This is a genomic window from Bacillus sp. AK124, assembly GCF_053903085.1.
Genome location: NZ_CP096378.1, coordinates 1701693 through 1724787, shown reverse-complemented (window position 1 = coordinate 1724787; position 23095 = coordinate 1701693). Strand labels below are relative to the sequence as shown.

General features: G+C 47.2%; 23 protein-coding genes. 4 read left to right on the top strand and 19 right to left on the bottom strand.

Features of this window, described 5'->3' with window-relative positions; translation table 11 throughout:
* Positions 1–8: 8 nt before the first annotated feature.
* The 12 genes from M1E06_RS08785 to M1E06_RS08730 all read right to left on the bottom strand — a co-directional run bounded on the left by M1E06_RS08785 (position 9) and on the right by M1E06_RS08730 (position 13644).
* Positions 9–1973: a TRAP transporter permease gene (locus M1E06_RS08785; RefSeq protein WP_025811188.1), complete on the bottom strand. Its 1965-nt coding sequence runs from the start codon at positions 1971–1973 to the stop codon at positions 9–11.
* The gene (locus M1E06_RS08780) at positions 1966–2484 is read right to left on the bottom strand and encodes a DUF1850 domain-containing protein (RefSeq protein WP_035338355.1); all 519 of its coding nucleotides are present in this window, start codon (positions 2482–2484) and stop codon (positions 1966–1968) included. The genes M1E06_RS08785 and M1E06_RS08780 overlap by 8 nt, the downstream gene beginning before the upstream one ends.
* 101 nt (positions 2485–2585) lie before the next feature.
* The gene (locus M1E06_RS08775; protein ID WP_023855143.1) at positions 2586–3575 is read right to left on the bottom strand and encodes a TAXI family TRAP transporter solute-binding subunit; all 990 of its coding nucleotides are present in this window, start codon (positions 3573–3575) and stop codon (positions 2586–2588) included.
* 245 nt (positions 3576–3820) lie between these two features.
* A complete protein-coding gene (locus M1E06_RS08770) occupies positions 3821–4534 on the bottom strand; it encodes a GntR family transcriptional regulator (RefSeq protein WP_020452095.1) in 714 nt (237 codons plus the stop codon).
* 119 nt (positions 4535–4653) lie between these two features.
* Positions 4654–6069: a glycoside hydrolase family 1 protein gene (locus M1E06_RS08765; protein WP_035338356.1), complete on the bottom strand. Its 1416-nt coding sequence runs from the start codon at positions 6067–6069 to the stop codon at positions 4654–4656.
* A gap of 15 nt (positions 6070–6084) precedes the next feature.
* The gene (celB, locus tag M1E06_RS08760; RefSeq protein WP_035338357.1) at positions 6085–7401 is read right to left on the bottom strand and encodes a PTS cellobiose transporter subunit IIC; all 1317 of its coding nucleotides are present in this window, start codon (positions 7399–7401) and stop codon (positions 6085–6087) included.
* A gap of 39 nt (positions 7402–7440) precedes the next feature.
* Positions 7441–7773 carry a PTS lactose/cellobiose transporter subunit IIA gene (locus M1E06_RS08755; protein WP_025811183.1) on the bottom strand — a complete coding sequence of 111 codons (333 nt, stop codon included), beginning with the start codon at positions 7771–7773 and terminating at the stop codon, positions 7441–7443.
* A 5-nt stretch (positions 7774–7778) separates the two neighbouring features.
* Positions 7779–8087: a PTS sugar transporter subunit IIB gene (locus M1E06_RS08750; protein ID WP_020452099.1), complete on the bottom strand. Its 309-nt coding sequence runs from the start codon at positions 8085–8087 to the stop codon at positions 7779–7781.
* A gap of 147 nt (positions 8088–8234) precedes the next feature.
* Positions 8235–9896 (bottom strand): alkaline phosphatase, encoded by a 1662-nt coding sequence (locus M1E06_RS08745; RefSeq protein ID WP_020452100.1) that lies wholly within the window; start codon positions 9894–9896, stop codon positions 8235–8237.
* Positions 9897–10035: 139 nt separating this feature from the next.
* On the bottom strand, positions 10036–10821 hold the full coding sequence (locus M1E06_RS08740) for an SDR family oxidoreductase (RefSeq protein ID WP_035338358.1): 786 nt from the start codon (positions 10819–10821) through the stop codon (positions 10036–10038).
* A gap of 115 nt (positions 10822–10936) precedes the next feature.
* Positions 10937–12346, bottom strand: a complete 1410-nt coding sequence (gene gndA, locus M1E06_RS08735; protein ID WP_020452102.1) for an NADP-dependent phosphogluconate dehydrogenase — start codon at positions 12344–12346, stop codon at positions 10937–10939.
* An 86-nt stretch (positions 12347–12432) separates the two neighbouring features.
* Positions 12433–13644 (bottom strand): DNA polymerase IV, encoded by a 1212-nt coding sequence (locus tag M1E06_RS08730; RefSeq protein WP_229029996.1) that lies wholly within the window; start codon positions 13642–13644, stop codon positions 12433–12435.
* A gap of 125 nt (positions 13645–13769) precedes the next feature.
* Here M1E06_RS08730 and M1E06_RS08725 point away from each other — a divergent pair, with 125 nt between their 5' ends.
* Entirely contained in the window at positions 13770–14057 is a 288-nt protein-coding gene (locus M1E06_RS08725) for a hypothetical protein (RefSeq protein WP_020452104.1), read from the top strand.
* Positions 14058–14147: 90 nt separating this feature from the next.
* A complete protein-coding gene (locus M1E06_RS08720) occupies positions 14148–14933 on the top strand; it encodes a membrane protein insertase YidC (RefSeq protein ID WP_229078641.1) in 786 nt (261 codons plus the stop codon).
* 134 nt (positions 14934–15067) lie between these two features.
* Here the strand turns inward: M1E06_RS08720 and M1E06_RS08715 are convergent, their stop codons facing one another.
* Both M1E06_RS08715 and M1E06_RS08710 read right to left on the bottom strand, forming a co-directional pair.
* Positions 15068–16186, bottom strand: coding sequence for a tripeptidase T (locus M1E06_RS08715; protein WP_023855148.1), 1119 nt, complete (start codon positions 16184–16186; stop codon positions 15068–15070).
* A gap of 19 nt (positions 16187–16205) precedes the next feature.
* Positions 16206–17735: an acyl-CoA carboxylase subunit beta gene (locus tag M1E06_RS08710; RefSeq protein WP_035338359.1), complete on the bottom strand. Its 1530-nt coding sequence runs from the start codon at positions 17733–17735 to the stop codon at positions 16206–16208.
* A gap of 99 nt (positions 17736–17834) precedes the next feature.
* Between M1E06_RS08710 and prli42 the strand changes: the two genes are divergently transcribed.
* The gene (gene prli42, locus M1E06_RS08705; protein ID WP_023855150.1) at positions 17835–17927 is read left to right on the top strand and encodes a stressosome-associated protein Prli42; all 93 of its coding nucleotides are present in this window, start codon (positions 17835–17837) and stop codon (positions 17925–17927) included.
* A gap of 141 nt (positions 17928–18068) precedes the next feature.
* On the opposite strand, the gene M1E06_RS08700 is transcribed toward prli42, so the two are convergent.
* From M1E06_RS08700 to M1E06_RS08680, 5 genes are all read right to left on the bottom strand, one after another.
* Entirely contained in the window at positions 18069–19028 is a 960-nt protein-coding gene (locus tag M1E06_RS08700; protein ID WP_020452108.1) for an aromatic acid exporter family protein, read from the bottom strand.
* Positions 19029–19100: 72 nt separating this feature from the next.
* Entirely contained in the window at positions 19101–19823 is a 723-nt protein-coding gene (locus M1E06_RS08695; RefSeq protein WP_023855151.1) for an amino acid ABC transporter ATP-binding protein, read from the bottom strand.
* Positions 19816–20478, bottom strand: coding sequence for an amino acid ABC transporter permease (locus M1E06_RS08690; RefSeq protein WP_020452110.1), 663 nt, complete (start codon positions 20476–20478; stop codon positions 19816–19818). Before M1E06_RS08690 ends, M1E06_RS08695 begins: the two co-directional genes overlap by 8 nt.
* A gap of 86 nt (positions 20479–20564) precedes the next feature.
* Positions 20565–21332 (bottom strand): transporter substrate-binding domain-containing protein, encoded by a 768-nt coding sequence (locus tag M1E06_RS08685; protein WP_023855152.1) that lies wholly within the window; start codon positions 21330–21332, stop codon positions 20565–20567.
* 228 nt (positions 21333–21560) lie between these two features.
* Positions 21561–21998, bottom strand: coding sequence for a BrxA/BrxB family bacilliredoxin (locus tag M1E06_RS08680; protein WP_023855153.1), 438 nt, complete (start codon positions 21996–21998; stop codon positions 21561–21563).
* Positions 21999–22182: 184 nt separating this feature from the next.
* Between M1E06_RS08680 and M1E06_RS08675 the strand changes: the two genes are divergently transcribed.
* On the top strand, positions 22183–23085 hold the full coding sequence (locus M1E06_RS08675) for a YegS/Rv2252/BmrU family lipid kinase (protein WP_020452112.1): 903 nt from the start codon (positions 22183–22185) through the stop codon (positions 23083–23085).
* Positions 23086–23095 lie beyond the last annotated feature (10 nt).

Below are 23095 nucleotides of genomic sequence, written 5' to 3'. Positions count from 1 at the left end.
TTTTTTATTTATGCTTTTAAGGCCTGCATTTCTTCTGGATGGCTTTTGTCCCGCTTCCACATCAGCTGAAGAACGAACAACAGAAGGAATATGCCGAGACCGATTATGTCGGAATAGCCCTCCGGATAAATCAGCAGAAGACCGCTGGCAGCCGCCATTATTCTTTCAAACCAGAACACTTTTCTCATCCAGAATCCAATCATGCCCGCACCGATGGCAATCATTCCGGACAATGCGGTAAAGATCACCCAGAGAATTTCATACCAATGTGCGTCAATCATGAGAAGCTCCGGAGACAGGACGAATACATACGGGATGATAAAAGCGGCAATCGCAAGCTTTGCTGAATTGATCCCCGTTCTGATCGGCTCTCCTCCCGCAACACCGGCGGCGGCAAATGCGGCCAAAGCAACGGGCGGTGTAATGTCAGCTACGATGCCGAAATAAAACACGAACAAGTGGGCCGACAGATCAGGAACATTCAGCAAAATCAAGGCTGGTGCGGCAATCGTTGACGTAATTACATAGTTTGCCGTCGTCGGCGATCCCATTCCGAGAACAAGAGCGGCGATCATTGTCAAAAAGAGCGAAGGCAGCAATGCGCCTCCTGCCAAATCGAGCAGGCCGTTTGCAAGTTTGAGGCCGAGACCCGTCTTTGTGACGACTCCGACGATGATGCCGGCAGCTGCCGTTGCCGCCGCAACGGAAAGCGCCATTCTCGCTCCTTCCGCGAGAGCCAGCACAATCCCTTTAAGACCCATTCGCGTCTCCCTGTTGAACAAACCAACCAGGATCGCCAGAACGATCGAATACAAAGCGGCATGCATGACCGTGATGCCCGACATTAACAAAAAGACGACCGAAACGATCGGAAGCAGCAAATAAATCTTTTTGAATACTTCCTTGCGGTTCGGCATTTCTTCTTTCGTTAAACCGCGCAAGCCGAGGCGCTTCGCTTCAAAGTGAGTCATAATCCAGATGCCCGTAAAGTACAAAACAGCCGGAATCATCGCGGCTTTCGCGATATCCCAGTACGTAATACCTCCGCCGATGAACTCAACCATTAAAAAGGCGGCGGCTCCCATGATCGGAGGCATCAGCTGTCCGCCGGTAGATGCGGAAGCTTCGACTGCACCGGCAAATTCTTTTTTATAGCCCAGTTTTTTCATCATCGGAATCGTAAACGATCCGGAAGTGACGACATTGGCGACAGAGCTTCCGCTGATCGTTCCCTGAAGCGCGCTTGAAAAAATCGCGACTTTTGCCGGTCCGCCAGTGCTTCGTCCGGCGATCGCCACAGCAAGGTCATTAAAATACTGCCCCACACCGGTTCTGACAAGAAATGAACCGAACAGGATGAACAGGAAGATGAATGTCGAAGACACAGCGAGCGGCGTGCCCAAAATTCCTTCCGTCGTAAAATACATCGTCTGAACGAGCCTTTCCAGCGTCAGGCCGTTGTGAGACAAAAAGCCCGGCAGATACGAGCCGTAAAGGCCGTACAAAAGAAACAGGCCGGCGATGATCGTAATCGGCAGCCCGACAGCACGTCTTGTCGCTTCCAATACGAGCAGGACGGCCAACAGTCCGACATAAAAGTCCGTTTCCGTGATCAATCCGATCCCGCCTACAATCGTTTCATAATTGGCAACCCAATAAGCGCCGACGCCCGCTCCTAATACGGCTAAGATTGCGTCATACCAGGCGACTTTGAATTTGCCGGTCTTCCGTAAACCTTTTGTCGCCGGAAACAATAAAAAAATCAGACCGAGCGCAAATCCTAAATGAACCGACCTTTGAATTTGAGCCGGAAAAACGCCAAAAATGGCTGTGTATAATTGAAACAAAGAAAAAGCGAGCAGGCCGACAAATGCAATGACCCCCGTCAACCCTTTGAGCTTTCTCGTCCCCGCTTCAGGATCGTATTTCTCCAGCAGTTCCTGCTGATCTTTTTCCGAAAGCTGCTCAGTCATTGATCTTCACTCCCCTCAGTTGTTGCAAGACATTTAGTTTTCGGACATTCATCCTTGTCCATGTGCCGGGGCGGATGTACCGCTTTAACTCATGTTCAGCGCCTGAATACTTGATCCTGTGATTCGCCCTCACCCTTCCGATCCGCATATCAATGAACGGAAAGGTCCTCTTCATATCCGAAATGGTATAGACACCGTTATTGATGACGAGCCTTTCACCTTGCTCCGCGTTTGCGGGCATCCCGACGGCCGGATCATGATAGGTCAGAGCGGTCTGCCGAATCATTCTTTTTTCCCACACATACGATTCGATCACTTCTGTCCGATGGATGGAATGCGTATAGATCACATCAAAGCTTTTCTCCTTTTGGAGGGGAAGAAAAGCGATGATCTCGCCGCTGTCCTCTTTCTCGAACACGACAGCGGTCTGATAAGGAATCAGGCATGCCGCTGCAAAAGCGGCAATAATCAGCGCCGGCACAAGCCGTTTTACAATTTTAAATTTCCCCATTTTTCCAAATCCCCTGCCGAATAGAAAAACGATAGACCGATGTTTCATTGCAACGGTCTATCGATTGTCCGGGCTTGTTCATCGCTTATCTGCCTGCGGCTTTACGATTTTTCTATCCCTTTTTCTTTGAAATATTTAGCCGCTCCAGGATGAATTTCAATATCGCCCAATCCTTCAAGCGCGGTTTCAGGCTTGATAAATTCGCCTTTGGCATGATTGATTTTATCGGCTTCAAACAGCGCTTTCGTCATTTTATAGACGGTGTCCTCATCCATCTTGTCGGATGCGACGAGCATCGCTTTGACAGCGACCGTGTTCATATCGCTCCCGATGCCGTAGGTGCCTTTTTTGATCGTATCCTCAGCATAGAACGGATACTTTTCCATCAGCTTTTCCTGCTTATCTTTTTCAATATTTAAAATTTTTATTTTATTTTGCGCAGAAAGCCCTTCGACAGCCCCGGTAGGCGTTCCAGCCGTGATGAAGGCGGCATCGATCGCGCCTGACTGAATGCCGTCTGTCGACTCTTCAAAAGACAGGTTTTGCGGTTTGATGTCGTCAAAAGACATCCCGTGAACCTCCAAAATCTGCTTGGCATTAATGTTGACCCCTGCACCCGCAGCACCCACGGAAACCGTTTTGCCTTTTAAATCTTCAATCGAATTGATTCCGCTTTTTTCCGTTGTTACAATCTGTACAGTTTCAGGATACAGGGCGGCAATCGCCTTGATTCCTTCAATTTTTTCTTTAAACATTTCTTTGCCTTCTATGGCATAAGTGGCAATGTCCGTCTGAGAAAAAGCGACCTCAGCTTCCCCTTTTTGCAGAGTTGCCATGTTTTCAGCAGAAGCACCTGTAGTCTGCGTCGTAAATTTGTCTCCTGTTGCATCCTCCCAAAGGTTTGCAAATTGACCGCCGAGCGGATAATATGTACCTCCGGTTCCCCCTGTCAGCAGACTGTAGCTTTCTGATCCTTTTGACGCAGATCCGCCGTCCTTATTTCCTGATGCATTGCCGCTTCCGCACGCTGCCAATCCCATGACAAGCGTCAGTAGCAATACAATCCATGATAAGCTTTTCCACTTTTTCATTCATTCTCCCCCTTTGCTTGTTGGACAAATAACAATACTATCGTACCACGAAAAATGTATTAGTTGTCAATATATTGTTTTATTTCTAATTATTTAGTTAATTTTATGAGCAGCTGGTTCTGAATATGCGCACGGCCTCGGAAATTCCCGTCCGCTAAAGCGATGGTAGCCCACGATCCCCTCGGAGGACAAGCGTGCTGGAAGATTGCATGACAAAACAAAAAACCCGCGGTTATGCAGGTTTTTCATTTCCGAACATGGACGCTGGAAAACACAAACTTGTCGTAGCGATGCCTTGCAAAAGAATATTCAAACGGTTCTCCCGTATTTAAAAAAGCGACCTGTTCAACTTCAAGAACCGGATCGTCAGGGGCGCATTCCAAGTACTCTCGGTCGAGCGCATTCGACTTATCCGCCCTGATCTTCCGGTGCGAGCCGGCGATTGTCAGTTTCAGCGTCTCGGTGATGTGCCGGTAAACGGAGCCGTGAAGAACGTCTTCATTTAATTCAGAGATGACATTCGAAGGCATATACGTTTCTTCAATGACATACGGTTCGCCTTCAACCTTTCTGAGCCTGATGATATGATACACCGGAACGGTCTTTTCGATTGACAATTGCTTAGCCACTTCATCTGAAGGGAATTCGACATCAAATTGAATGATGCGGCTTTCGATTTGTTTATTGGCGAGAAGCTTGGTCAGCCCGAGGTTTTCGCGGTCTGTCACACTGACGGGAAGCTGCTGAATCGATGATTTTACTATGAAGGTGCCGTGTCCGCGCTTGCGGTACAGCATGCCTTCTGACACGAGAATATCGAGGGCTCTTTTCATCGTCATTCTGCTGCAGGAAAATTCTTTGGCGAGAGAAAGCTCATCAGGTATGGGCTGATCAATCGGATAGTATTCTTCCTGAATCCGCCTCCTCATTTCGTTTGAAATATATTCGTATTTTCTCATGTTTTAACCACCATTACTAAGGATTCTGTATGCTTGTAACACCTTCCTTATCATTATATCGGTTTTGAAGCAGAAATAAAAAGATGGCCCAACAGACCATCTTTTAGCCCGAGTCCTTTTTAAAAACCGTTGTTCTCGGCAAGTTTCTTAAACCAGTATCCGCTTTTTTTAATCGTTCGTTCGCCGTTTTTGTCAAGGTTGACAGATACAAATCCGTAGCGGTTTTTATAGGCGTTCGTCCATGACCAGTTGTCCATGAATGTCCAAAGGTGATAACCTTTGACATTCGCTCCTTCCTGAATCGCTCTGTGCACCCATTTTAAGTGTTCTTCGATAAACGCAATTCGGTAGTCATCGCGGATTATGCCGTCTTCGCCACGGAAACGCTCTTCTCCTTCAACACCCATTCCGTTCTCAGAAATAAAGCATTCAATATTTCCATAGTTTTCTTTGACATTCATTAAAATATCATAGATTCCTTTTTCGTATATTTCCCAGCCGCGGTGGCGGTTCATTTTTCGTCCGGGCATTTCATAATGGTCAAAAAAACGCTCCGGCATAAAAGGCGCGTCCGGATGAGGCATGTGCTCCTTCGCTTTCACCCGTCTCGGCTGATAATAATTGATGCCGAGCAGATCGCCAGTGTGATTTTTGATCAGCTCCAAGTCTCCTTCTTCCATGACAGGCAAATAGCCTTTTTCTTTTAAAATATCTGTTAAAAGCTGCGGAAACTCACCCTTAACGGCAGGATCAAGAAACGACCGGTTAAAGAAAGCGTCAGCTATTTCAGAAGCTCTCACATCTGCCGGGTGCTGGCTTCGCGGATAGGATGGCGTTAAATTTAAAATGATGCCGATTTTGCCGTCGCCTCCGAGTCTGCGGTAGGCTTCGACCGCTTTGGCGTTTGAAAGAATTTCATGGTATGCGACCTGGACGGCCTTTTGAAAGTCGATGATGTTCGGATAATGAAAATCGTATAAATAGCCGCCTTCAGCAGGAACGATCGGTTCATTGTGGGTAAACCATTTTTTCACACGATCCCCGTACAGCCGGAAGCACGTTTCCGCGTATGAAACAAAGTGATCGACGACTTGCCTGTTTTCCCATCCGCCGATATGCTGGAGCGCAAGCGGCATATCAAAATGATAAAGGTTGACAAAAGGCTCGATCCCAGCTGCCAGCAGCTCATCGATGACTTGGTTATAAAAGGCAGCTCCTTCCTCGTTCAACCGCCCTTTTCCTTCAGGAAACAGACGGGCCCACGAAATGGAGAAACGAAAAGAGTTGTGGCCGAGCTCCTTCATCAGCTGAATATCTTCTCTGTAAGTCTCGTAAAAACGCGAAGTCTTCTCAGGGCCTACTCCGTCAAAAAATCGGTTCGGCTCTTTTTCGTACCAGTGATCCCAAATGTTCTTTCCTTTGCCTCCTTCAGCCGCCGCTCCTTCAGTCTGAGTCGCGGATGCCGCCGACCCCCACCAGAAGCCTTTTGGAAAACGGTATTGAATTTGTTCTAGCTGCAGTTCTGTTTTTGACATGTCATCAATCTCCTTTTAAAGTCCTAGCGTTGTCTGATCTTGTTCCGCTGCATTGATTTCCTGCTCTTTTTTCATATTCATCCGGTCGATGAATTTCAAAAACGGGAACCAGATCATAAAGACAACGGCTAAATTGACAATCTGTAGAATGCCACCGGCAAGCGAATTGGTCGCCATCATTCCGCTGATAAAAATCGGCACAGTCCAAGGAATCGTGACCCCGGTCGGCGGCGGCACAAGCCCGGACGCCATTGCGAAATACGTAATTAAAGTGACGATCATCGGCGAGATCACCCACGGAATAAAAATGAGCGGGTTCATGACGATCGGCAGGCCGAAAATGATCGGTTCATTTACGTTGAAAATCCCCGGCGCTGCTCCGAGTTTTGCGACCTGCTTCATTTGCTTGCTCTTCATAAACAGCAGGATGGCAATAATCACGGCCAGTGTCATCCCGGTTCCGCCCATTCCGACGGTGTACACTTCCATAAACTGCTTATTGATAATATGCGGAACTTCCCCTGTTGCGGTATAGCTATTCAAATTTTCGATCGAAAGCGTATTCCAGATCGGATCCATAACAGAGTTGATGATAATTTGCCCATGGAGTCCGAAAAACCAGAGAAGCTGAGTAAAAAATATAGCAATCAAGGTCGGAATGATACCGCTTCCAAGGCCGACAAGCGGAGCCTGTACCAGATTGTAAATTAAATCGTGCATATTCGTATTGAACGCTTGGGTCACAAGGATATTGATGACCAAGTAGACGGACAAGGTCATCACCGCCGGAATCAGCGCGGCAAAAGATTTAGCTACAGCAGGTGGAACGCCGGCGGGCATTTTGATTGTATAGTTTTTCTGGACAAAAAATCTGAAAATCTCCGCGGATGTAAAGGCGGTAATCATTCCGAGGAACATCCCTTTCGCACCGAGCCTGTCAATCGGGATGACGTTCGGAATCACTTCCCCTCCTTCGCCGTTTAATACAAACGGAGTCAGCAGAAGGAACGATGCCAAAGCGACGACTCCTCCAAAAACCGCTTCGACTTCATAAGTTTTGGATAAATAATACCCGATCCCGAACACGACGAAAACGGACATAATGCTGATCGTTGCACTCGGCGCTATGCTTAAAGCCGACTGGAACGTTTCAAGCGCCGATTTGCTCATCATTTTATTGAGAAACGGCAAATTGGTTAAAACGACAATGATCGATCCGAAAATGGTGAGCGGAAAAGCCAGCATAAACGCATCCCTCAGCACGCCTAAATACCGGTTGTTATTCAGCTTCCCGGCAATCGGCACCAAGAGGTTGCTCAATTTTTCAAACATGGTCTCTTATCCCCCTTCGATTTTGCCATACAGTGCGAATCATAGATTTTTCTCTTTGAATAATTCCAATAATTCGGACACAAGTTCCTTCATCGTGAGCGTCGACATCAAATGGTCCTCCGCGTGCAAGAGCAGCAAAGAGAACTCACTTTTTTCCCCGCCCGCTTCTTTTTGAATCATTTGAAAGTGAATATCATGGGCCTGCTGCAAATCGGCTTCAGCCTGGTGCAGCAGCTCCTCTGCTTTCTGAACGCTGCCGGCGCGGTATGCCCTGATGGACTGAATGACTTTGCTGCGGGCGTTTCCGCTATGAAGAATGAGCTGAAAGCAAATTTGTTCGCCTGTTAATTCATCGAGTTTTAATTTTCCCATCATCATCAATCTCCGATCAAGCTGAGCGCCTGTTCATAAGCTTTCTTTCCGTCTGCCATTCCGTAAGCCATCATATCAATCACATCAACCTTAGTACCGTACTGTTCTGCTTCTTTCTGCAGCTCGCCTTTTAAAAAGCTCATTTGCGGGCCGATGAGAACGACGTTTGCCTCTGCCATCTCTTTTTTTGCCTGGTCCTGTCCGACCGCCCAAATTTTTGCCTCGTCACCGATTGAATGCGCGTATTCCTCCATCTTGGTGACAAGGAGACTTGTCGACATACCCGAACTGCATGCAAGTAAAATCTTTTTCATCGTCATATCCTCCTTTATTAAAAGCGCTTTCACACAACTATTATTATATCTTTTTATTTTTATATGTCTAGACATTTAAAAATAAATGTATGTATTTATTTTGAATAATAAAAACCCCCTCTTCTTTCAAGAGGGGGGCCAAACAAATTATCGGGCATATTTTTTGAACAGCTGAACTGCTTCCTTCGGCACGTAGAAGGATCCATTGCTTTCAACAATCACGCTGTCTAATTCATATTCCTTTCCGTTGATTCTGATGAGGTTTTTGTTCACCGGCATTTCGGCTTTCCCTTTTTTGCGCGATGCGACAAGAACTGGATTAGCCGGATCTTTCTGATCGATCGTTACGCTGGCTCCGGCTTTTTTAAATGCCTGTTTTGCTTCGATAAATAATTCGTTTGTTAATTTGTCTAAGTTGAAGCCCATTGCTTTTGCCATCGTTTTAGCGATGCCGGTGTTATCGACGAGGCCCTGCGGCTTTTCGGGACCGTACGAATACAGGAAGACATCTTCACCTGTATGACCGCCTGTTGTGAATCCGATGTTGGCTCGGTTGCTGAGCAGCTTGGTGAATAATGAAGCCGCTTCTTTTTTGTTTTTCACGCTTTTCAGCTGTTCCTTCTCTGCCGGCGTTAAATCATCAAGTCCGTAAAGCTTTGCCGCTTCTTCGATATTCGATAAATCGTCTTTTAATTTGCCGGTTGCGCCTTCCACCGTCATTTTAGCCTTTTTCAGCGGATCGATATAGGCTGATACCGGCGTTGTGTCATAGCCTTTCGTCGTGTTGCTGTTGCCGATGGAGATGCCGCTGTTGCCGTGGTCTGAGACGGCAATAACCATTGTATGTTTGTCTTTTTTAGCGAATTCAAGCGCTTCTTTCACCGCGTTATCAAATGCCAATACATCGCTGATCATGCCGATCGGATCGTTTTGATGCGCTGCCCAGTCAGGCTTGCTTCCTTCCACGAATAAAAAGAAACCGTCCTTGTCTTTAGAAAGCGTCTGAATCGATTTTTTCGTCATCTCCGCAATCGTCGGCTGCTCTGGATGCGTTGCACGGCGGTCCATGTCATACGCGAGATCGCGCTGTGAGAATGCGCCCCAAATTTTTTTCGATTTTGACTTGAGGAGCTGATCTTTCGTTTCAACAAAATCGTACTTTTTATCTTTGAGCACTTTGACAAGGTCTTCACCGTCTTTGCGGCTTTTATCCTTTGTCCCCGGCTGAAGCGATTCTTTTCCTCCGCCAAGGACAACGTCCATGTTTTGATAAACCTGCTGTTCACCGAGCACTTCAAAGTTATTGCGGTCCTTATGATGGCCGGAATAGCCGGCAGGTGTGGCATGCTGAATTTCAGAGGTTGCAATAATGCCAGTTGCTTTTCCCTTCTGTTTGGCGCCTTCCAGCACGTTTGCCACAGGCCGGTATTGATCTTTTTTACCGACCTTCTCGACACCTGGTGTATTCACCTTTGAAGGCAGCACTCCAATATAGGAAGAATTTGATTTTCGTCCCGTTGCCATCGCAGTTGCTGCAGGTGCAGAATCAGTGATCGCCGATTCTGCCGAATGCGTCCGGACACCGCCGCTGACAATCTGGTCCATCGCGAGCGGTTCGCCTTTATACCAGCGTGCCAATGTTGTTGCAGAAGAGCTTGTTCCATCCATGACCATCATGATCACGTTTTTCACCTTTGGTTGTTCCTTCTTTTTCGCTGTTTCCATTGCTGCACTGCCTGTTCCCGCTGATCCTAAAGCGACTGCGCCTGCCAGTGTAATGCCGACGATTCTGTTGCGTAAGAAACCCATTCTTATGTACTCCCTCCATAACCGCTTTTTGTTGACAAACCTACACTATCATTGCTATGTAAACAGCACTTTTGCTTTCTATTAATCTTATGTAAATTTTTTTGGGCTTATGATGAAAAGAAGGCACCCCGCCTTCTTTTCATCCTTTTCCAGCTTGGAATCCCGGGTATTTCGTCATTCCGCCGTCCGCATACAGCGTCAGGCCCGTCACATAGCTCGCTTCTTCGGATGCGAGCCAGGCCGCGCAAGCCGCGACTTCCTCCGGCTTTCCGATATACCCGATCGGAATCAATTCAACAACGCCTTTTTTCAATTCGGGATCAGCGAATTTTTCGGCGTTAATCGGCGTATCGATCGCACCCGGTCCGATCGCGTTTACCCGAATTCCTTTCGGGGCATATTCAAGGGCAAGGGTTTCCGTCAGCAGTTTTGCCCCGCCCTTGCTTGCTGCATAATGGACAAAATGCGGCCACGGGATTTGCTGATGGACGCTCGACATATTGATGACCGAGCCTCTAATATTATGATCGAGCATATAGCCGATCGCTTCCCGGCATCCTAAAAACATCCCTGTCAAATTAGTTGATATGACCCGGTTCCAGTCTTCCAGAGACAAATCCTCAGAAGGTACTTCATTTTCCACCCCGGCGTTGTTCACCATCACATCAACGGAACCGAATGAATCAACAGCCTGTCTAATCAGCGCTTTTACATCGTCTTCTTTTGAGACATCCCCTTGAACGGCAATCGCACGCGCTCCGCTGTTTTCTATTTTCTTCACCGTCTCTTCAGGATTTTCTTCTTCCTTGAAGTAATTGATCACTACATTGGCTTTTTCAGAACCGAAGCGAAATGCCATCGCTTTTCCAAGACCTGTACCCGCCCCTGTAATAACCACCGTTTTTCCCTCTAAACTCGGATACATGGGTTGATTCCTCCTTATTGAAACTCTCTTTTGAGTAGGTTTCCACAGAAGCGCTTAAACATGCATCCTTCCGAAATCAAAAAACCGCAAGCTTTTCAGCTTGCGGTTTTACATCTTATTTCATCCACTCAGTGTGGAAAATGCCTTCTTTATCTGTACGCTCATACGTATGTGCGCCAAAGTAGTCGCGCTGCGCCTGAATCAGGTTGGCCGGCAATGTCGCAGTGCGATAGCTGTCAAAATAAGCGAGAGCGCTTGAGAAGCAAGGTACAGGAATTCCTTGTTCAACCGCAAGAGAAATCGTTTTGCGGAGAGCGCCCTGATAGCCTTCAACGATATTTTTGAAGTAAGGATCAAGAAGCAGGTTGTCAAGCCCCGGATCGCGGTCATACGCTTCTTTGATTTTTTGCAGGAACGCCGCGCGGATGATGCATCCTCCACGGAAGATCATCGCGATATCGCCGTATTTCAAATCCCAGCCGTATTCTTCTGATGCGGCTTTCATTTGAGCGAAGCCCTGTGCGTAAGAACAGATTTTGCTCATGAAGAGTGCTTTTCTGACCGCTTCGATCAGCTCTTCTTTGTTCTCGGCGGCCGGTTTCGCTTCAGGACCTGTCAGAAGCTTGCTTGCTTTGACGCGCTCTTCTTTCATGGAAGAAATGAAGCGGGCGAAAACGGATTCCGTAATGATCGGAAGCGGCACGCCCAGGTCAAGAGCGCTTTGGCTCGTCCATTTTCCTGTGCCTTTTTGACCTGCTTTATCGAGGATGACGTCAACGAGCGGCTTGCCAGTTTCCTCGTCTTTTTTCGTGAAAATATCAGCCGTGATTTCGATCAGATAGCTGTCAAGCTCTCCTTTATTCCACTCGGAGAAGACTTCGTGAAGCTCATCTGAAGACAGACCGACAATGTGTTTCAAAATAAAGTATGATTCTGAGATCAGCTGCATGTCTCCGTATTCGATGCCGTTATGAACCATTTTTACATAATGGCCGGCGCCGTCTGGACCGATGTATGTCGTACACGGTTCGCCGTCTACTTTTGCAGAAATCGCTTCAAGAATCGGCTTGACAAGCTCATGGGCTTCTTTTTGTCCGCCTGGCATGATAGAAGGACCTTTCAAAGCGCCTTCCTCACCGCCGGAAACACCGGTGCCGATGAAGTGAATGCCGCTTTCGGCCAGCTCTCTGTTTCTTCTCTGCGTATCTTTATAATATGTATTTCCGCCGTCAATCAAAATGTCGCCTTTTTCAAGATGAGGCAGGAGCGATTGAATCGTTGCGTCTGTCGGTGTTCCAGCTTTGACCATCAACAGAATTTTGCGCGGTTTTTCAAGAGATTGAACGAACTCTTCAATGCTGTATGTACCGACAACGTTTTTGCCTTCGGCTTCTTTCAGAAACTCTTCCGTTTTCTCGCTTGATCTGTTGTAAACAGAAACCGTAAACCCGCGGCTTTCAATGTTTAAAGCCAAGTTTTTTCCCATTACTGCTAAACCAACTACACCTATTTGTTGTTTTGCCATGTCAAACGTCCCTTCTAAAGCGTTTAGCATTTTAGTTTAATTTTTATTTAAATTGAAATTACCACACTTTGACCTACATTTTCAAGCTATTGATCTTGTCTCTCGTCCTGGAAAAAATCTTTGTTAAAGCTTGTTCCGCTCGTCTTGCTTTCTTTTTTCACGATCCTGATCCCTTTTTTGATGAGGTCTGTTCCATATTTTTCATTCAATTCGGCCATCACTTTTTGGATCGGCTCATCTTTGGCATCCTCATGAAACGAAAATAAATCAAGCTGTTTGACGGCTTCCTTCCGATTGACGAGGTCTGTTCCCGTCACGCCTAAAAGTCTGACAGGGCTTCCGTGCCAATGCTGCCTGAAAAGGGCTTTCGCTTCCTTCGCAATATCTTCTCTTGAATCGGTCGGATTCAGAAGGGTCTTGCTTCTGGTTATGTTTGTCCAATCCGCAAAGCGGATCATGATGAAAACTTTTGCTGCCATGACCTCTTTTCGCTTCAGCCTGTCGCTTACTGAGACGGAAAGCTTGTCAATCAGGCCGCACAATTCCTTCTCATCTGTGCTGTCATACGGGAGAGTCGAGGAATTGCCGACGCTTTTGAATTCGTATATCCTGTCGGGATTCACCTCTCCGGTGTCGATGCCGTTTGCCCTCCTTTTTAAACGGGGGCCGTTGATACCTAGGAGGCGCTTTAAAGCATACTCATCTGCGGCAGCCAAATCGCCGATCTTGCCGATATCAAGCGTCTTGAGCTTTTCAGCGGTTTTCCGGCCGACTCCGTACATCTCGCTGATGTCCATGGGCCAAAGAATCCGGGGCACTTCGCGCTTTCTCAATATCGTAATGCCGAGCGGTTTTTTCATATCCGAAGCCATTTTGGCCAGGAATTTATTCGGAGCGATCCCGATGCTTGACGGAAGAAGCAGTTCTTCTTGAAGGCGCTCTTGAATTTCCTTCGCCGTTTCATATGCCCGATTTCTGTATGGCGTGTCCGTTAAATCCATGTACCCTTCATCAATGGAAACGGGCTCGACAAGGTCCGTATACTCCCTGAGCACTTGAAACATTTCTCTTGAAGAGCTTCTGTAGCGGTCGAAATTCGGCGGCTTGACGATCAGCTCGGGGCAGAGCCGCTTCGCTTCCCAAAGCGGCATAGGCGGTTTTACGCCGCGTGCTCTCGCCTCGTAGCTGCACGTGACGACGATGCCTTTCCGCTCCTTTGCATTTCCCGCGATGGCGAGCGGCCTGCCTTTCAGCGAAGGGTCATACGCCATTTCAACAGACGCGTAAAAGCTGTTCATATCGATATGAAAGATGACTCTTCCCTTTTGTTTATCAGCAGACAAAACGGCTCCCTCCTGGTACTCAGATTAGACATCCCGGCATTCATATAGTAAGATGTTAAATGAAACGGAAGTGATAATAGATGATTCTTGAATCTTTCAACGATGCTTTTTTACTGTTTGAGTTTTTCACAATCGTCCTTCCCGCACTGACGGCGATCGGTATCGCCCTCATCCTAAAGGACTGCAGTACGGGCGACAGCTGGAAAACGAAACGGTTTGAAGAATATCATGCAATACAGTTTGTTTCTGCAATCGATTTTCTTATCATCCTATATCATCGCATTACGGTATGGATAAGTAAAGTCATTCGCATGAAAGCTTCATCGAACGACGATGAAGACCACCGTTCCCTTCTTCTTTCAATTTAAACGGGAAAAGGTGTCCGGCAGACGGGCCCTTTTATTCAGAAGGAGGAGAACGTGTTGAACACGAAATTAAAACAATTGTTTGCGACTGCAATGTTTTTGATCATGACCATGTTTATAGGTGAACAAGCTTCGGCAGCCACCGGCAGTACCGGAGGAAGCGACAACTTCTTCCAACACTATGTCGTGGGGCCTTTTTCAGAGCTGATTAAAGGAATCGCTGGATTTTTCCACGGAAACTACGGACTGTCGATTATTTTTGTGACCATCATCGTCCGGGTTCTCGTCTTTCCGCTGTTTGCCAACCAGTATAAAAAACAGCGGGCCATGCAGGAAAAAATGGCGCTTGTCAAACCTGAGCTGGATGCGATTCAAAGCAAGCTAAAAAAGACGAAAGATCCTGTGAAGCAGAGGGAAATTCAGCAGGAGATGATGCAGCTTTACCAAAAGCATAACATCAATCCGCTGGCGATGGGCTGCCTGCCGATGCTAATTCAGTTTCCGATCCTGATCGGTTTTTATTATGCGATCCGCTCGACGCCCGAAATTGCTTCACACTCTTTTCTCTGGTTTAACCTCGGGCATTCGGATATTATCGTATCTTTATGCGCCGGGTTCATGTATTTTATCCAGTTCTATGTGTCTCAAAAGCTGAACGCACAGAACGCCCAAACAAATCCGGCGGCTCAGCAGTCCGCCAAAATCATGGGCTTCTTTTTCCCTGTGATGATGACGATCTTTTCGATCAACGTCCCTGCAGCCCTGCCGCTGTACTGGCTGACAAGCGGACTGCTTCTGACGATTCAATCCGTCGTTCTTCATCAAGTTTACCAAAAAAACAAAAAAGCCATTCAGCCTGCTGAATCGGCTACAAAATAAAAAAGCTTGCGCCTTTAAAGGCGCAAGCTTTTTTGCGTTTCCCTTCCATCTTCTCGATCGTGACTTCAGGTAGTGTGACCGTTTCCGCTGAAACCATCGGCTCGAGCTGAAACGGTCCCTGTAAAAACCCGCCTTTATGACGGGTTTGCTACTTCCTCAATAATGGCAACAACCATTTCTGCAGTTTTGACAAGTTCCTCAATCGGCATTTTTTCGTTTTTCGTATGGATTTGTTCATATCCGACTGCAAGGTTGACAGTCGGAATGCCGTGTCCTGCGATGACGTTCGCATCGCTTCCTCCGCCGCTCGTTAATAGCTCGTACGGACGGCCGATTTTCCCGGCGGCTTTTTTGGCGATTTCAACGACGAGATCCCCGTCTTTGTATTTAAAGCCCGGGTACATGACTTCGATTTCCACCTCGGCTCTGCCACCCATTTCAGCGGCGGCTGCTTCAAACGCCTGCTTCATTTTTTCGGTCTGCTTTTCCATTTTTTCCGGAACAAGCGAACGGGCTTCAGCGAGAATGTCGACCTGATCGCAGACGATATTGGTTTGCGTTCCGCCCTCAAAGCGGCCGATATTAGCCGTCGTCTCCTCGTCGATGCGGCCAAGCGGCATTTTGGCAATCGCTTTTGAAGCGATCGTGATCGCGGAGACTCCTTTTTCCGGCTCTACTCCGGCATGAGCCGTTTTTCCGTAGACAGTTGCTCTAATTTTCGCCTGTGTCGGCGCTGCTACGATAATATTGCCGACCTTCCCGTCGGAATCAAGCGCATATCCGTAATCGGCTTTGATCAGAGATCGGTCTAAAGCTTTCGCTCCGACAAGCCCCGATTCTTCGCCGACCGTAATGATAAACTGGATCGTTCCGTGCGGAATGTTTTTTTCTTTCAGCACTTTTACGGCTTCGAGCATCGCTGCAAGGCCTGTTTTGTCGTCAGCTCCCAAAATCGTTGTGCCGTCTGTTTTGACATATCCGTCTTCAATGACCGGCTTCACGCCTTTTCCGGGCACGACGGTATCCATGTGGGATGTAAAGTAAATCGTGTCCGCCTCTTTCGTTCCAGGAAGCGTGCACACGAGGTTTCCCGCTCCGTGCCCCGTTTTTGGCGCGGTGTCATCCTCCACGACATCCATTCCAAGAGCAGCAAATTTTTCTTTCAGCACCTTGCAAATATCAGCTTCGTGTTTTGTCTCGGAATCAATTTGCACAAGTTCTAAAAACTCTTCTAACAGGCGTTTTTCATTCATGCTAGTTTCCCCTCCATTTTTAAAGCGGTATATTTCCATGCTTTTTGTCCGGCCGGATTTCTCTTTTGCTCTTCAGCATGTCAAACGTTTGGATCAGCTTCTTCCGCGTCTCTTTCGGATCGATGATATCGTCTACCATGCCGTATCTTGCAGCGGCAAAAGGGCTTGAAGCGTGCATGCATTTCCGGATTTTTTCCTCGCGGGCGGCCCGCGGGTCTTCCGACCGTTCGATTTCCTTCGCGAACAGCACATCTGCAGCTTCCGAGGCGCCCATCACTGCAATTTCTGCATTCGGCCAAGCAAATACGGCATCCGCTCCAAGCGCCTTGCTGTTTAAAGCGACATATGCTCCGCCGTATGCTTTTCTTAAAATGACCGTCACCTTGCAGACGGCGGCTTCCGCATACGCGTATAGGATTTTAGCGCCGTGTCTGATCACCCCGCCGTGCTCTTCGCGTATTCCCGGAAGAAAGCCGGGGCAATCCACCAAAGTCAAAATCGGGATCTGAAAGGAATCGCAAAAACGGATAAACCGGGCGATTTTGTCAGCCGCATCCATGCTGAGGCTTCCGGCTAAATACTTCGGCTGGTTGGCCACGATCGCCGCCTTTTCCCCCGCTATCCTTGCAAAACCGATCACCGCGTTTTTGGCAAAGTGGCGCTGCACTTCAAAAAATGTTCCGCTGTCTGCGATTTCCGCGATGATCTGTTTGATGTCATACGGCCGCTGACCGTCTTCAGGCAGAATCGTCATTAAATCAGGCCTTATCTCATCATCTTTCGCCTTTCTCGCCTTAGCCGGGGGCTTTTCTTCGTGATTCTGGGGGATGTAGGACAAGAGCTTGCGCACCTCACTGAGGACGGCCTCATCGGAATCCCCGGAAAAATGGGCATTCCCGCTGATTGAATTATGTATATAGGCGCCCCCCAATTCTCCGGAGCTGACAGCTTCGCCTGTCGCCGTTTTGATGACTTTCGGACCGGTAATGAACATCTGTCCGGTTTTTTCGTTCATAAAAACGAAGTCGGTCAAAGCTGGAGAATAAACCGCGCCGCCCGCACAAGGGCCGAGAATGACAGAGATTTGCGGAATGATGCCTGAGCAAAGGACATTTCGGTAAAAAATATGACCGTATCCATCTAATGATAGCACACCCTCTTGAATTCTCGCACCACCTGAGTCGTTCAGACCGATGAAAGGGGCCTTATTTTTGAGGGCAAGATCCATGACGGCAGCTATTTTTTTGGCGTGCATTTCTCCGAGCGCTCCGCCGGTGACGGTAAAATCCTGGGAAAACAGATAAACGGGTCGCCCGTCGATTTTTCCGAATCCCGTGACAACCCCGTCGCCTAACGGGCCGCCGGACTGCCGGCTTCTGGCAAAAGCATTCAGCTCAGTGAACGTTCCCTCATCAAGCAGAAGATCGATTCTCTCTCTGGCGGTGAGCTTGCCTTTTTGCTTCTGCCTGTCGATCCGTTCCTGCCCGCCCCCAAGCAAAGCTTGTTGACGGCTGTTGTTTAAATCGTCGACTCTTTCAAACATATTCATCGTGTTCTGCCCCTTCTCTATTTGATTCTTACACGAAACTTGTCCGATGAAAAAAAGCAGTATAAAATAATGGGAGATTAAAAAACAGAGGTGAAAAGCTTGTCTCGAAAATTCATCAAATTCATGGTTATTTTAATGATCGGCGTCATGGTGCTGACGACTCTGCTTACCGGACTCAGCATGATTTTTTAATACAAATCATGAAAGCAGGCGGCTCTTTTTGCGGAGAAACGCCTGCTTTTTTTCAAGCCCGGACTTCCGCAGGAATAGAAAAAACCGCACGGGTTTCCCCCTGTTTCATTAGATTGACCAATGAAGGAGAAACTCATGCGGTTATGCAGGAGATTTAATTCCTTTAAAGTAGCTCTTAATCACAAGATACTGTTCCATTTCGCCGAGAAAATTGAAAAGAGCAGCGCGCGCTTCAAATTCTTCGCGTGTCGTCGGCAGCTCCATCTCATCAATTTCCTCTCTCATTTTCACGAGCCGCTTCAAAAACTTATGAGCCGTATTGCCGGGATGGATGGCTCCTCTTAAATCATGAAGAAACGCTGCGATCATATGCCCCTGTTCAACCGTCATCGAAATCGACGTGATTTTCGGCAGGACCCTTTCGATAATTTCAAACTGCTTTTCTCTCATTTTAAAGTAGTGATAATAGAGATTTTCGTGCCTGAGAAAGTGATTTTCCACATCGCGGTATGCCAGGGTCTTCGCTTCATTGATCAAACGGTGCGTCTCAGGAATCTCTTTTCCCGTCCAGTCCTGTTCCCCGGTCAGCAAATAGCGTTCGATTTCTTCAAAAATCTTGGCAAAGTTATCTTCGATTTTCTGCTGATACTGTTTGAGCTCTTTATCGAGGCTCGGCATGTACAAATTCATCAGCAGGGCAACGCCGATTCCCGTAATGATGATGAGGCATTCATTCCAAATGAGAGAAAGGGTGATCCCTTCTGACATATAAAGATGAAGAATGATGACCGAACTTGTGACGATTCCTTCTTTTATTTTCAGAAGAACGGTTGTCGGAATAAAGAACAGCAGCATCAGACCGATGACAGCCGGATGATAGCCGATCAGTTCAAAAAACGCGTATGAAAAAACGATCGCAAGAATGCATGCCGCAAACCGGGCCCATGATGCCTGAAGGGACCGCTTTTTCGTCACTTGAATACAGAGGATCGTGATGATCCCTGTCGACACAAAATTATGAAGGCCGAGCAGCTGTGCGATATAGATGGCCAATGCTGTGCCAAGCGCTGTTTTTAATGTGCGATAACCTATTTTAAACATCGTTAACCCCAATCTTTTCTGCTAGTCTTAGTGAATAAAAAAGAAGAAGATCAGCATCTTCTTCAGCTTATTTTATAGTATTTTCTCTAAAAAGTCTTGAGCTCTTTTCGATTTTGGAGAAGAAAAAAACGCTTTAGGATCATCGTCTTCGACAATGGTTCCTTCATCCATGAAAAGCACCCTGTCGGCGACTTCTTTGGCAAAGCCCATTTCGTGCGTCACGATCACCATCGTCATCCCGGTTTTCGCCAAATCCTGCATCACCTGAAGCACTTCTTTGACCATCTCAGGATCAAGGGCCGATGTCGGCTCGTCAAACAGCATGATGTCCGGATTCATCGCCAGCGCCCTCGCAATCGCAACGCGCTGCTTTTGCCCCCCTGATAAACGGTTCGGATAATCATCTTTTTTATCGATAAGCCCCACTTTCTCAAGCAGTTCTTCCGCTTTTTTCGTTGCTGCCTGTTTGCTTTCTTTTTTGACATGGACAGGTGCATACGTAATATTTTCAAGAACCGTTTTATGCGGAAACAAATGAAAATGCTGAAAGACCATGCCGATGTTCTCTCTGATTTTCAGCACATTTGTTTTCGGTCTTGTAATCTCTTGATCCTGAATGAAAATGCTGCCCTCCGTCGGCTTTTCGAGCATGTTTAAGCAACGCAGAAACGTGGACTTGCCTGAGCCTGACGGACCGATGACAGCGGCTACTTCGCCTTTTTCAAAGGAAACGGAAATATGTTTAAGCACCTCGTGCTTTCCGAAAGATTTTGAGAGATTGCGAACATTAATCATTGACATTCAGCTTCCTTTCAATCGCTTTGCCGACAAACGTCAGGATCAAAACGAGCACATAGTAGATGAGACCCGCAAACAGCATCGGCTCAAGCGGGCTGTAGATCGCCGCTCCCGCCTGATAGCTTCGTCTCATAATATCGCCGAGTCCGATGACGGTGACAACAGCCGATTCCTTTGTCAGTGTAATCGATTCGTTGATCAGCGCTGGCATGATATTTTTAAAGGCCTGCGGCAGCAAGAGATCCTTCATCATCTTTGCATACGGGACGCCCAGCGCCATCGCCGCTTCTTTTTGCCCTTTGTCGATCGCATTGATTCCGGCTCTGATGATTTCTGACACATAAGCGGCGGAATTTAAGCCGAATGCGATGACGGCCGCCCAGTAAGCATCAATATCGAAGCCCAGCACCTGAGGCAGCCCGTAATAGACGATCATCAGCTGCAGAACAAGCGGTGTCCCCCGGAATATGGAAGTGTAAAAATCGGCAATCCATGCGAGGGGCTTGATCGAACTGATTTTTAAAAGCGTAATCAAAACCCCCAGCAAAAATCCAAGCACGGCCGCAGCCGCGACCACTTTTAAGGTGACGCCCAAGCCTTCCAAAATGAAAGGCATCTCGGGTATTGTACTAGAAAAATCAAGAAAATTCATGTGACTCTCCCTCTCCCGCCTCATCATCAAAGAGGCGCACATCGCTTTAGAAAAAAAAGTTCAACAAAAAGTTGAACTTTTCACGCTTACTTTTTCGTTTCTCCGCCGAACCATTTTTCTTTCAGCTTTTCAAGTTCTCCGCTTTTCTCCATTTCTTCAAGCGCTTTGTTGAACTTCTCGGTCAAATCGCTTCCCTTTTTGAAGGCGATCGCGGAGCCGGCTTTTTCATCCGGTTCTTTCGGCAGATTGTAGCCAACCAGTTCTTCATTTTTATTAATATATTTTTCGGCAACGATATCCTCTATGATTGCTGCGTCAAAGCGGCCCGCTTTGATTTCTTCGGTTAAATCCGAAATGCGGTTGCGGTTTTCAACTTTTAAATTATAATCCGGCGTAAGCTCCTTCGCTTTTTCTTCCTGAATGGAGCCAAGCTGCACGCCGACCGTTTTTCCTTTCAAATCGTCAAGCGATTTGATGCCGCTTGATTTTTTTGTAACGATCATGTTGTGAGCCGTATAATAGACGTTTGAAAAATCGACCTGCTTTTTGCGTTTAGGCGTCGGCGTCATTCCTGAAAGCACGATGTCGACTTTGTTTGTTTTAAGAGCGGTCACCAGGCCGTTGAAGTCCATGTCTTTCACTTCGATTTCATGGCCCGTTTTTTTAGCCAGTGCATTGGCCAGATCAACATCAAAACCGACAATCTTATCTCCGTCTTTCGATTCAAAAGGCGGGTAATCGGCTGAAGTTCCCATCACCAATGTTTTTTTATCAGCAGAACTGCTGCTCGTCCCGCATGCAGTCAATGCAAATGTGACACATGCTGCCACTACCAGTAACATCCATTTTTTCATGTTGTGTATCCCCCTGAACCTTTTTTGAATATTTATTCGTTGATATGTATTTTAAACATTTTCTAGGCCAGATGCAATACCATTTTGAAAAATAACTGAAAAACCTTCAAACAAGCATTTAAATACCAATTGAAAGCCTGTGTTTTTATCTTTCTGATTGCATATAAAAAGAATTTTTATACATAAAAAAAGCCTGCCACTGTTTTGGCAGGCGGTATTTCCTTTACCTTATACTTCTTCACAGTATTCTTCAAACAATCCTTGAAGCTTAGTGATGACAGCCATCGGCTCATAGCCTTCAATTTCATGGCGTTCGACCATTTTTAAAATCTTGCCGTCTTTTAAAAGAGCGAATGACGGAGAAGAGGGCGGATATCCTTCAAAATATCCCCTTGCTCGAGCCGTCGCTTCTTTGTCTTGTCCGGCAAAAACGGTGACGAGATGATCCGGGCGCTTATCGTAATGAACCGCATGATGTGCGGCTGGCCTTGCAATTCCCCCTGCACAGCCGCAGACGGAGTTGACCATCACAAGCGTAGTCCCTTTTTTCGTGAGCGCTTCATCGACCTCTTCAGGCGTTTTCAATTCGGTGTAGCCGGCAGCCGTTATTTCCTGTCTGGCTTGGCGCACGACATCATTCATAAACAGATTAAAATCCATGTTCACTTTAAGATCTCTCCTTTTTAGCCGCCTTTAGCATGATGCTAAAGGCGCTGTTTGCTCATCTGTTCTAATGATACTTTGAAACCGTCCGAACCGCAAATCAGGCGATTCGTGTTCCTTCAGGTTTATGGCACGGGCAGCCCGGGGAAAAATAAGTAAAGACTCTATCAAATAAAGGAGCACCTTTATGAACCGAAAGAAAGCAATGCTGATTTACAACGGAAATGCAGGACAAAAAAATGTTGAAAAAACACTGGGTGCTGCCGTACCTGTTCTTTCACAGGCTATAGACGAACTCATCGTAAAACCGACGAGAAAAAAACGTGATGCATTCGAATTTTGCCGAAAGATCGGGGAGGATATCGGGCAATTGTTTATATTAGGCGGTGACGGAACGGTGCACGAATGCATTAACGGCATCAGCCAGCTTCAAACGAAGCCAGATATCGGCATTCTCCCGGGCGGCACATGCAACGACTTTTCGAGGGCGCTCCGCATTCCCCAGAACATTGAAAAAGCGGCGGAAGCGCTCGTCAATGGAAAACCTGTCCCGGTCGATGTGTTAAAAGCAAATGATCATTATTGTCTCAACTTCTGGGGCATCGGATTGATTACGGAAGCTTCCACCCATATCAATCAAACGGAAAAAGCGCTGCTCGGGAGAATCAGTTATTTTACAAGCGCACTGCGGACCATCTCCAATCTTGAGCCTTTCTCTTTCCGCCTGTCGATCGACGGAGAAGAGTTTACTGACGAAGCGGTCATGGTGGTCGTGCTGAACGGACCATTTATCGGAACAAACAAGATCCCCCTTCCGCAGCTGAGCATTAACGACGGAAAAGCGGACATCCTCGTCTGCCGGAATACGAATCTGGCTGCATTGAAAGAACTTTTTGCAATGGATGATCCCGAATGGGATTCCTTTGCAGGCGAGCTCTCCTATTATCAGGGGCAAACCGTTGAAGTTGAAACCGCCCTCCCAATGGAAGCCGATACAGACGGCGAAATCTGCACAAAAACGCCGGCTTCAATCGAGGTGCTAAACGGACATCTCCGCATGCTCGCCCCCTTAGAAAAAGAAAAGAGCTGACCCTTAACGG

Excerpts from the sequence above, each read along its gene's own strand:
- M1E06_RS08785 (WP_025811188.1), bottom strand. The coding sequence starts at position 1,973 with ATGACTGAGCAGCTTTCGGAAAAAGATCAGCAGGAACTGCTGGAGAAA.
- M1E06_RS08780 (WP_035338355.1), bottom strand. The coding sequence starts at position 2,484 with ATGGGGAAATTTAAAATTGTAAAACGGCTTGTGCCGGCGCTGATTATT.
- M1E06_RS08775 (WP_023855143.1), bottom strand. The coding sequence starts at position 3,575 with ATGAAAAAGTGGAAAAGCTTATCATGGATTGTATTGCTACTGACGCTT.
- M1E06_RS08770 (WP_020452095.1), bottom strand. The coding sequence starts at position 4,534 with ATGAGAAAATACGAATATATTTCAAACGAAATGAGGAGGCGGATTCAG.
- M1E06_RS08765 (WP_035338356.1), bottom strand. The coding sequence starts at position 6,069 with ATGTCAAAAACAGAACTGCAGCTAGAACAAATTCAATACCGTTTTCCA.
- celB (WP_035338357.1), bottom strand. The coding sequence starts at position 7,401 with ATGTTTGAAAAATTGAGCAACCTCTTGGTGCCGATTGCCGGGAAGCTG.
- M1E06_RS08755 (WP_025811183.1), bottom strand. The coding sequence starts at position 7,773 with ATGGGAAAATTAAAACTCGATGAATTAACAGGCGAACAAATTTGCTTT.
- M1E06_RS08750 (WP_020452099.1), bottom strand. The coding sequence starts at position 8,087 with ATGAAAAAGATTTTACTTGCATGCAGTTCGGGTATGTCGACAAGTCTC.
- M1E06_RS08745 (WP_020452100.1), bottom strand. The coding sequence starts at position 9,896 with ATGGGTTTCTTACGCAACAGAATCGTCGGCATTACACTGGCAGGCGCA.
- M1E06_RS08740 (WP_035338358.1), bottom strand. The coding sequence starts at position 10,821 with ATGTATCCGAGTTTAGAGGGAAAAACGGTGGTTATTACAGGGGCGGGT.
- gndA (WP_020452102.1), bottom strand. The coding sequence starts at position 12,346 with ATGGCAAAACAACAAATAGGTGTAGTTGGTTTAGCAGTAATGGGAAAA.
- M1E06_RS08730 (WP_229029996.1), bottom strand. The coding sequence starts at position 13,644 with ATGAACAGCTTTTACGCGTCTGTTGAAATGGCGTATGACCCTTCGCTG.
- M1E06_RS08725 (WP_020452104.1), top strand. The coding sequence starts at position 13,770 with ATGATTCTTGAATCTTTCAACGATGCTTTTTTACTGTTTGAGTTTTTC.
- M1E06_RS08720 (WP_229078641.1), top strand. The coding sequence starts at position 14,148 with ATGTTTTTGATCATGACCATGTTTATAGGTGAACAAGCTTCGGCAGCC.
- M1E06_RS08715 (WP_023855148.1), bottom strand. The coding sequence starts at position 16,186 with ATGAATGAAAAACGCCTGTTAGAAGAGTTTTTAGAACTTGTGCAAATT.
- M1E06_RS08710 (WP_035338359.1), bottom strand. The coding sequence starts at position 17,735 with ATGAATATGTTTGAAAGAGTCGACGATTTAAACAACAGCCGTCAACAA.
- M1E06_RS08700 (WP_020452108.1), bottom strand. The coding sequence starts at position 19,028 with ATGTTTAAAATAGGTTATCGCACATTAAAAACAGCGCTTGGCACAGCA.
- M1E06_RS08695 (WP_023855151.1), bottom strand. The coding sequence starts at position 19,823 with ATGATTAATGTTCGCAATCTCTCAAAATCTTTCGGAAAGCACGAGGTG.
- M1E06_RS08690 (WP_020452110.1), bottom strand. The coding sequence starts at position 20,478 with ATGAATTTTCTTGATTTTTCTAGTACAATACCCGAGATGCCTTTCATT.
- M1E06_RS08685 (WP_023855152.1), bottom strand. The coding sequence starts at position 21,332 with ATGAAAAAATGGATGTTACTGGTAGTGGCAGCATGTGTCACATTTGCA.
- M1E06_RS08675 (WP_020452112.1), top strand. The coding sequence starts at position 22,183 with ATGAACCGAAAGAAAGCAATGCTGATTTACAACGGAAATGCAGGACAA.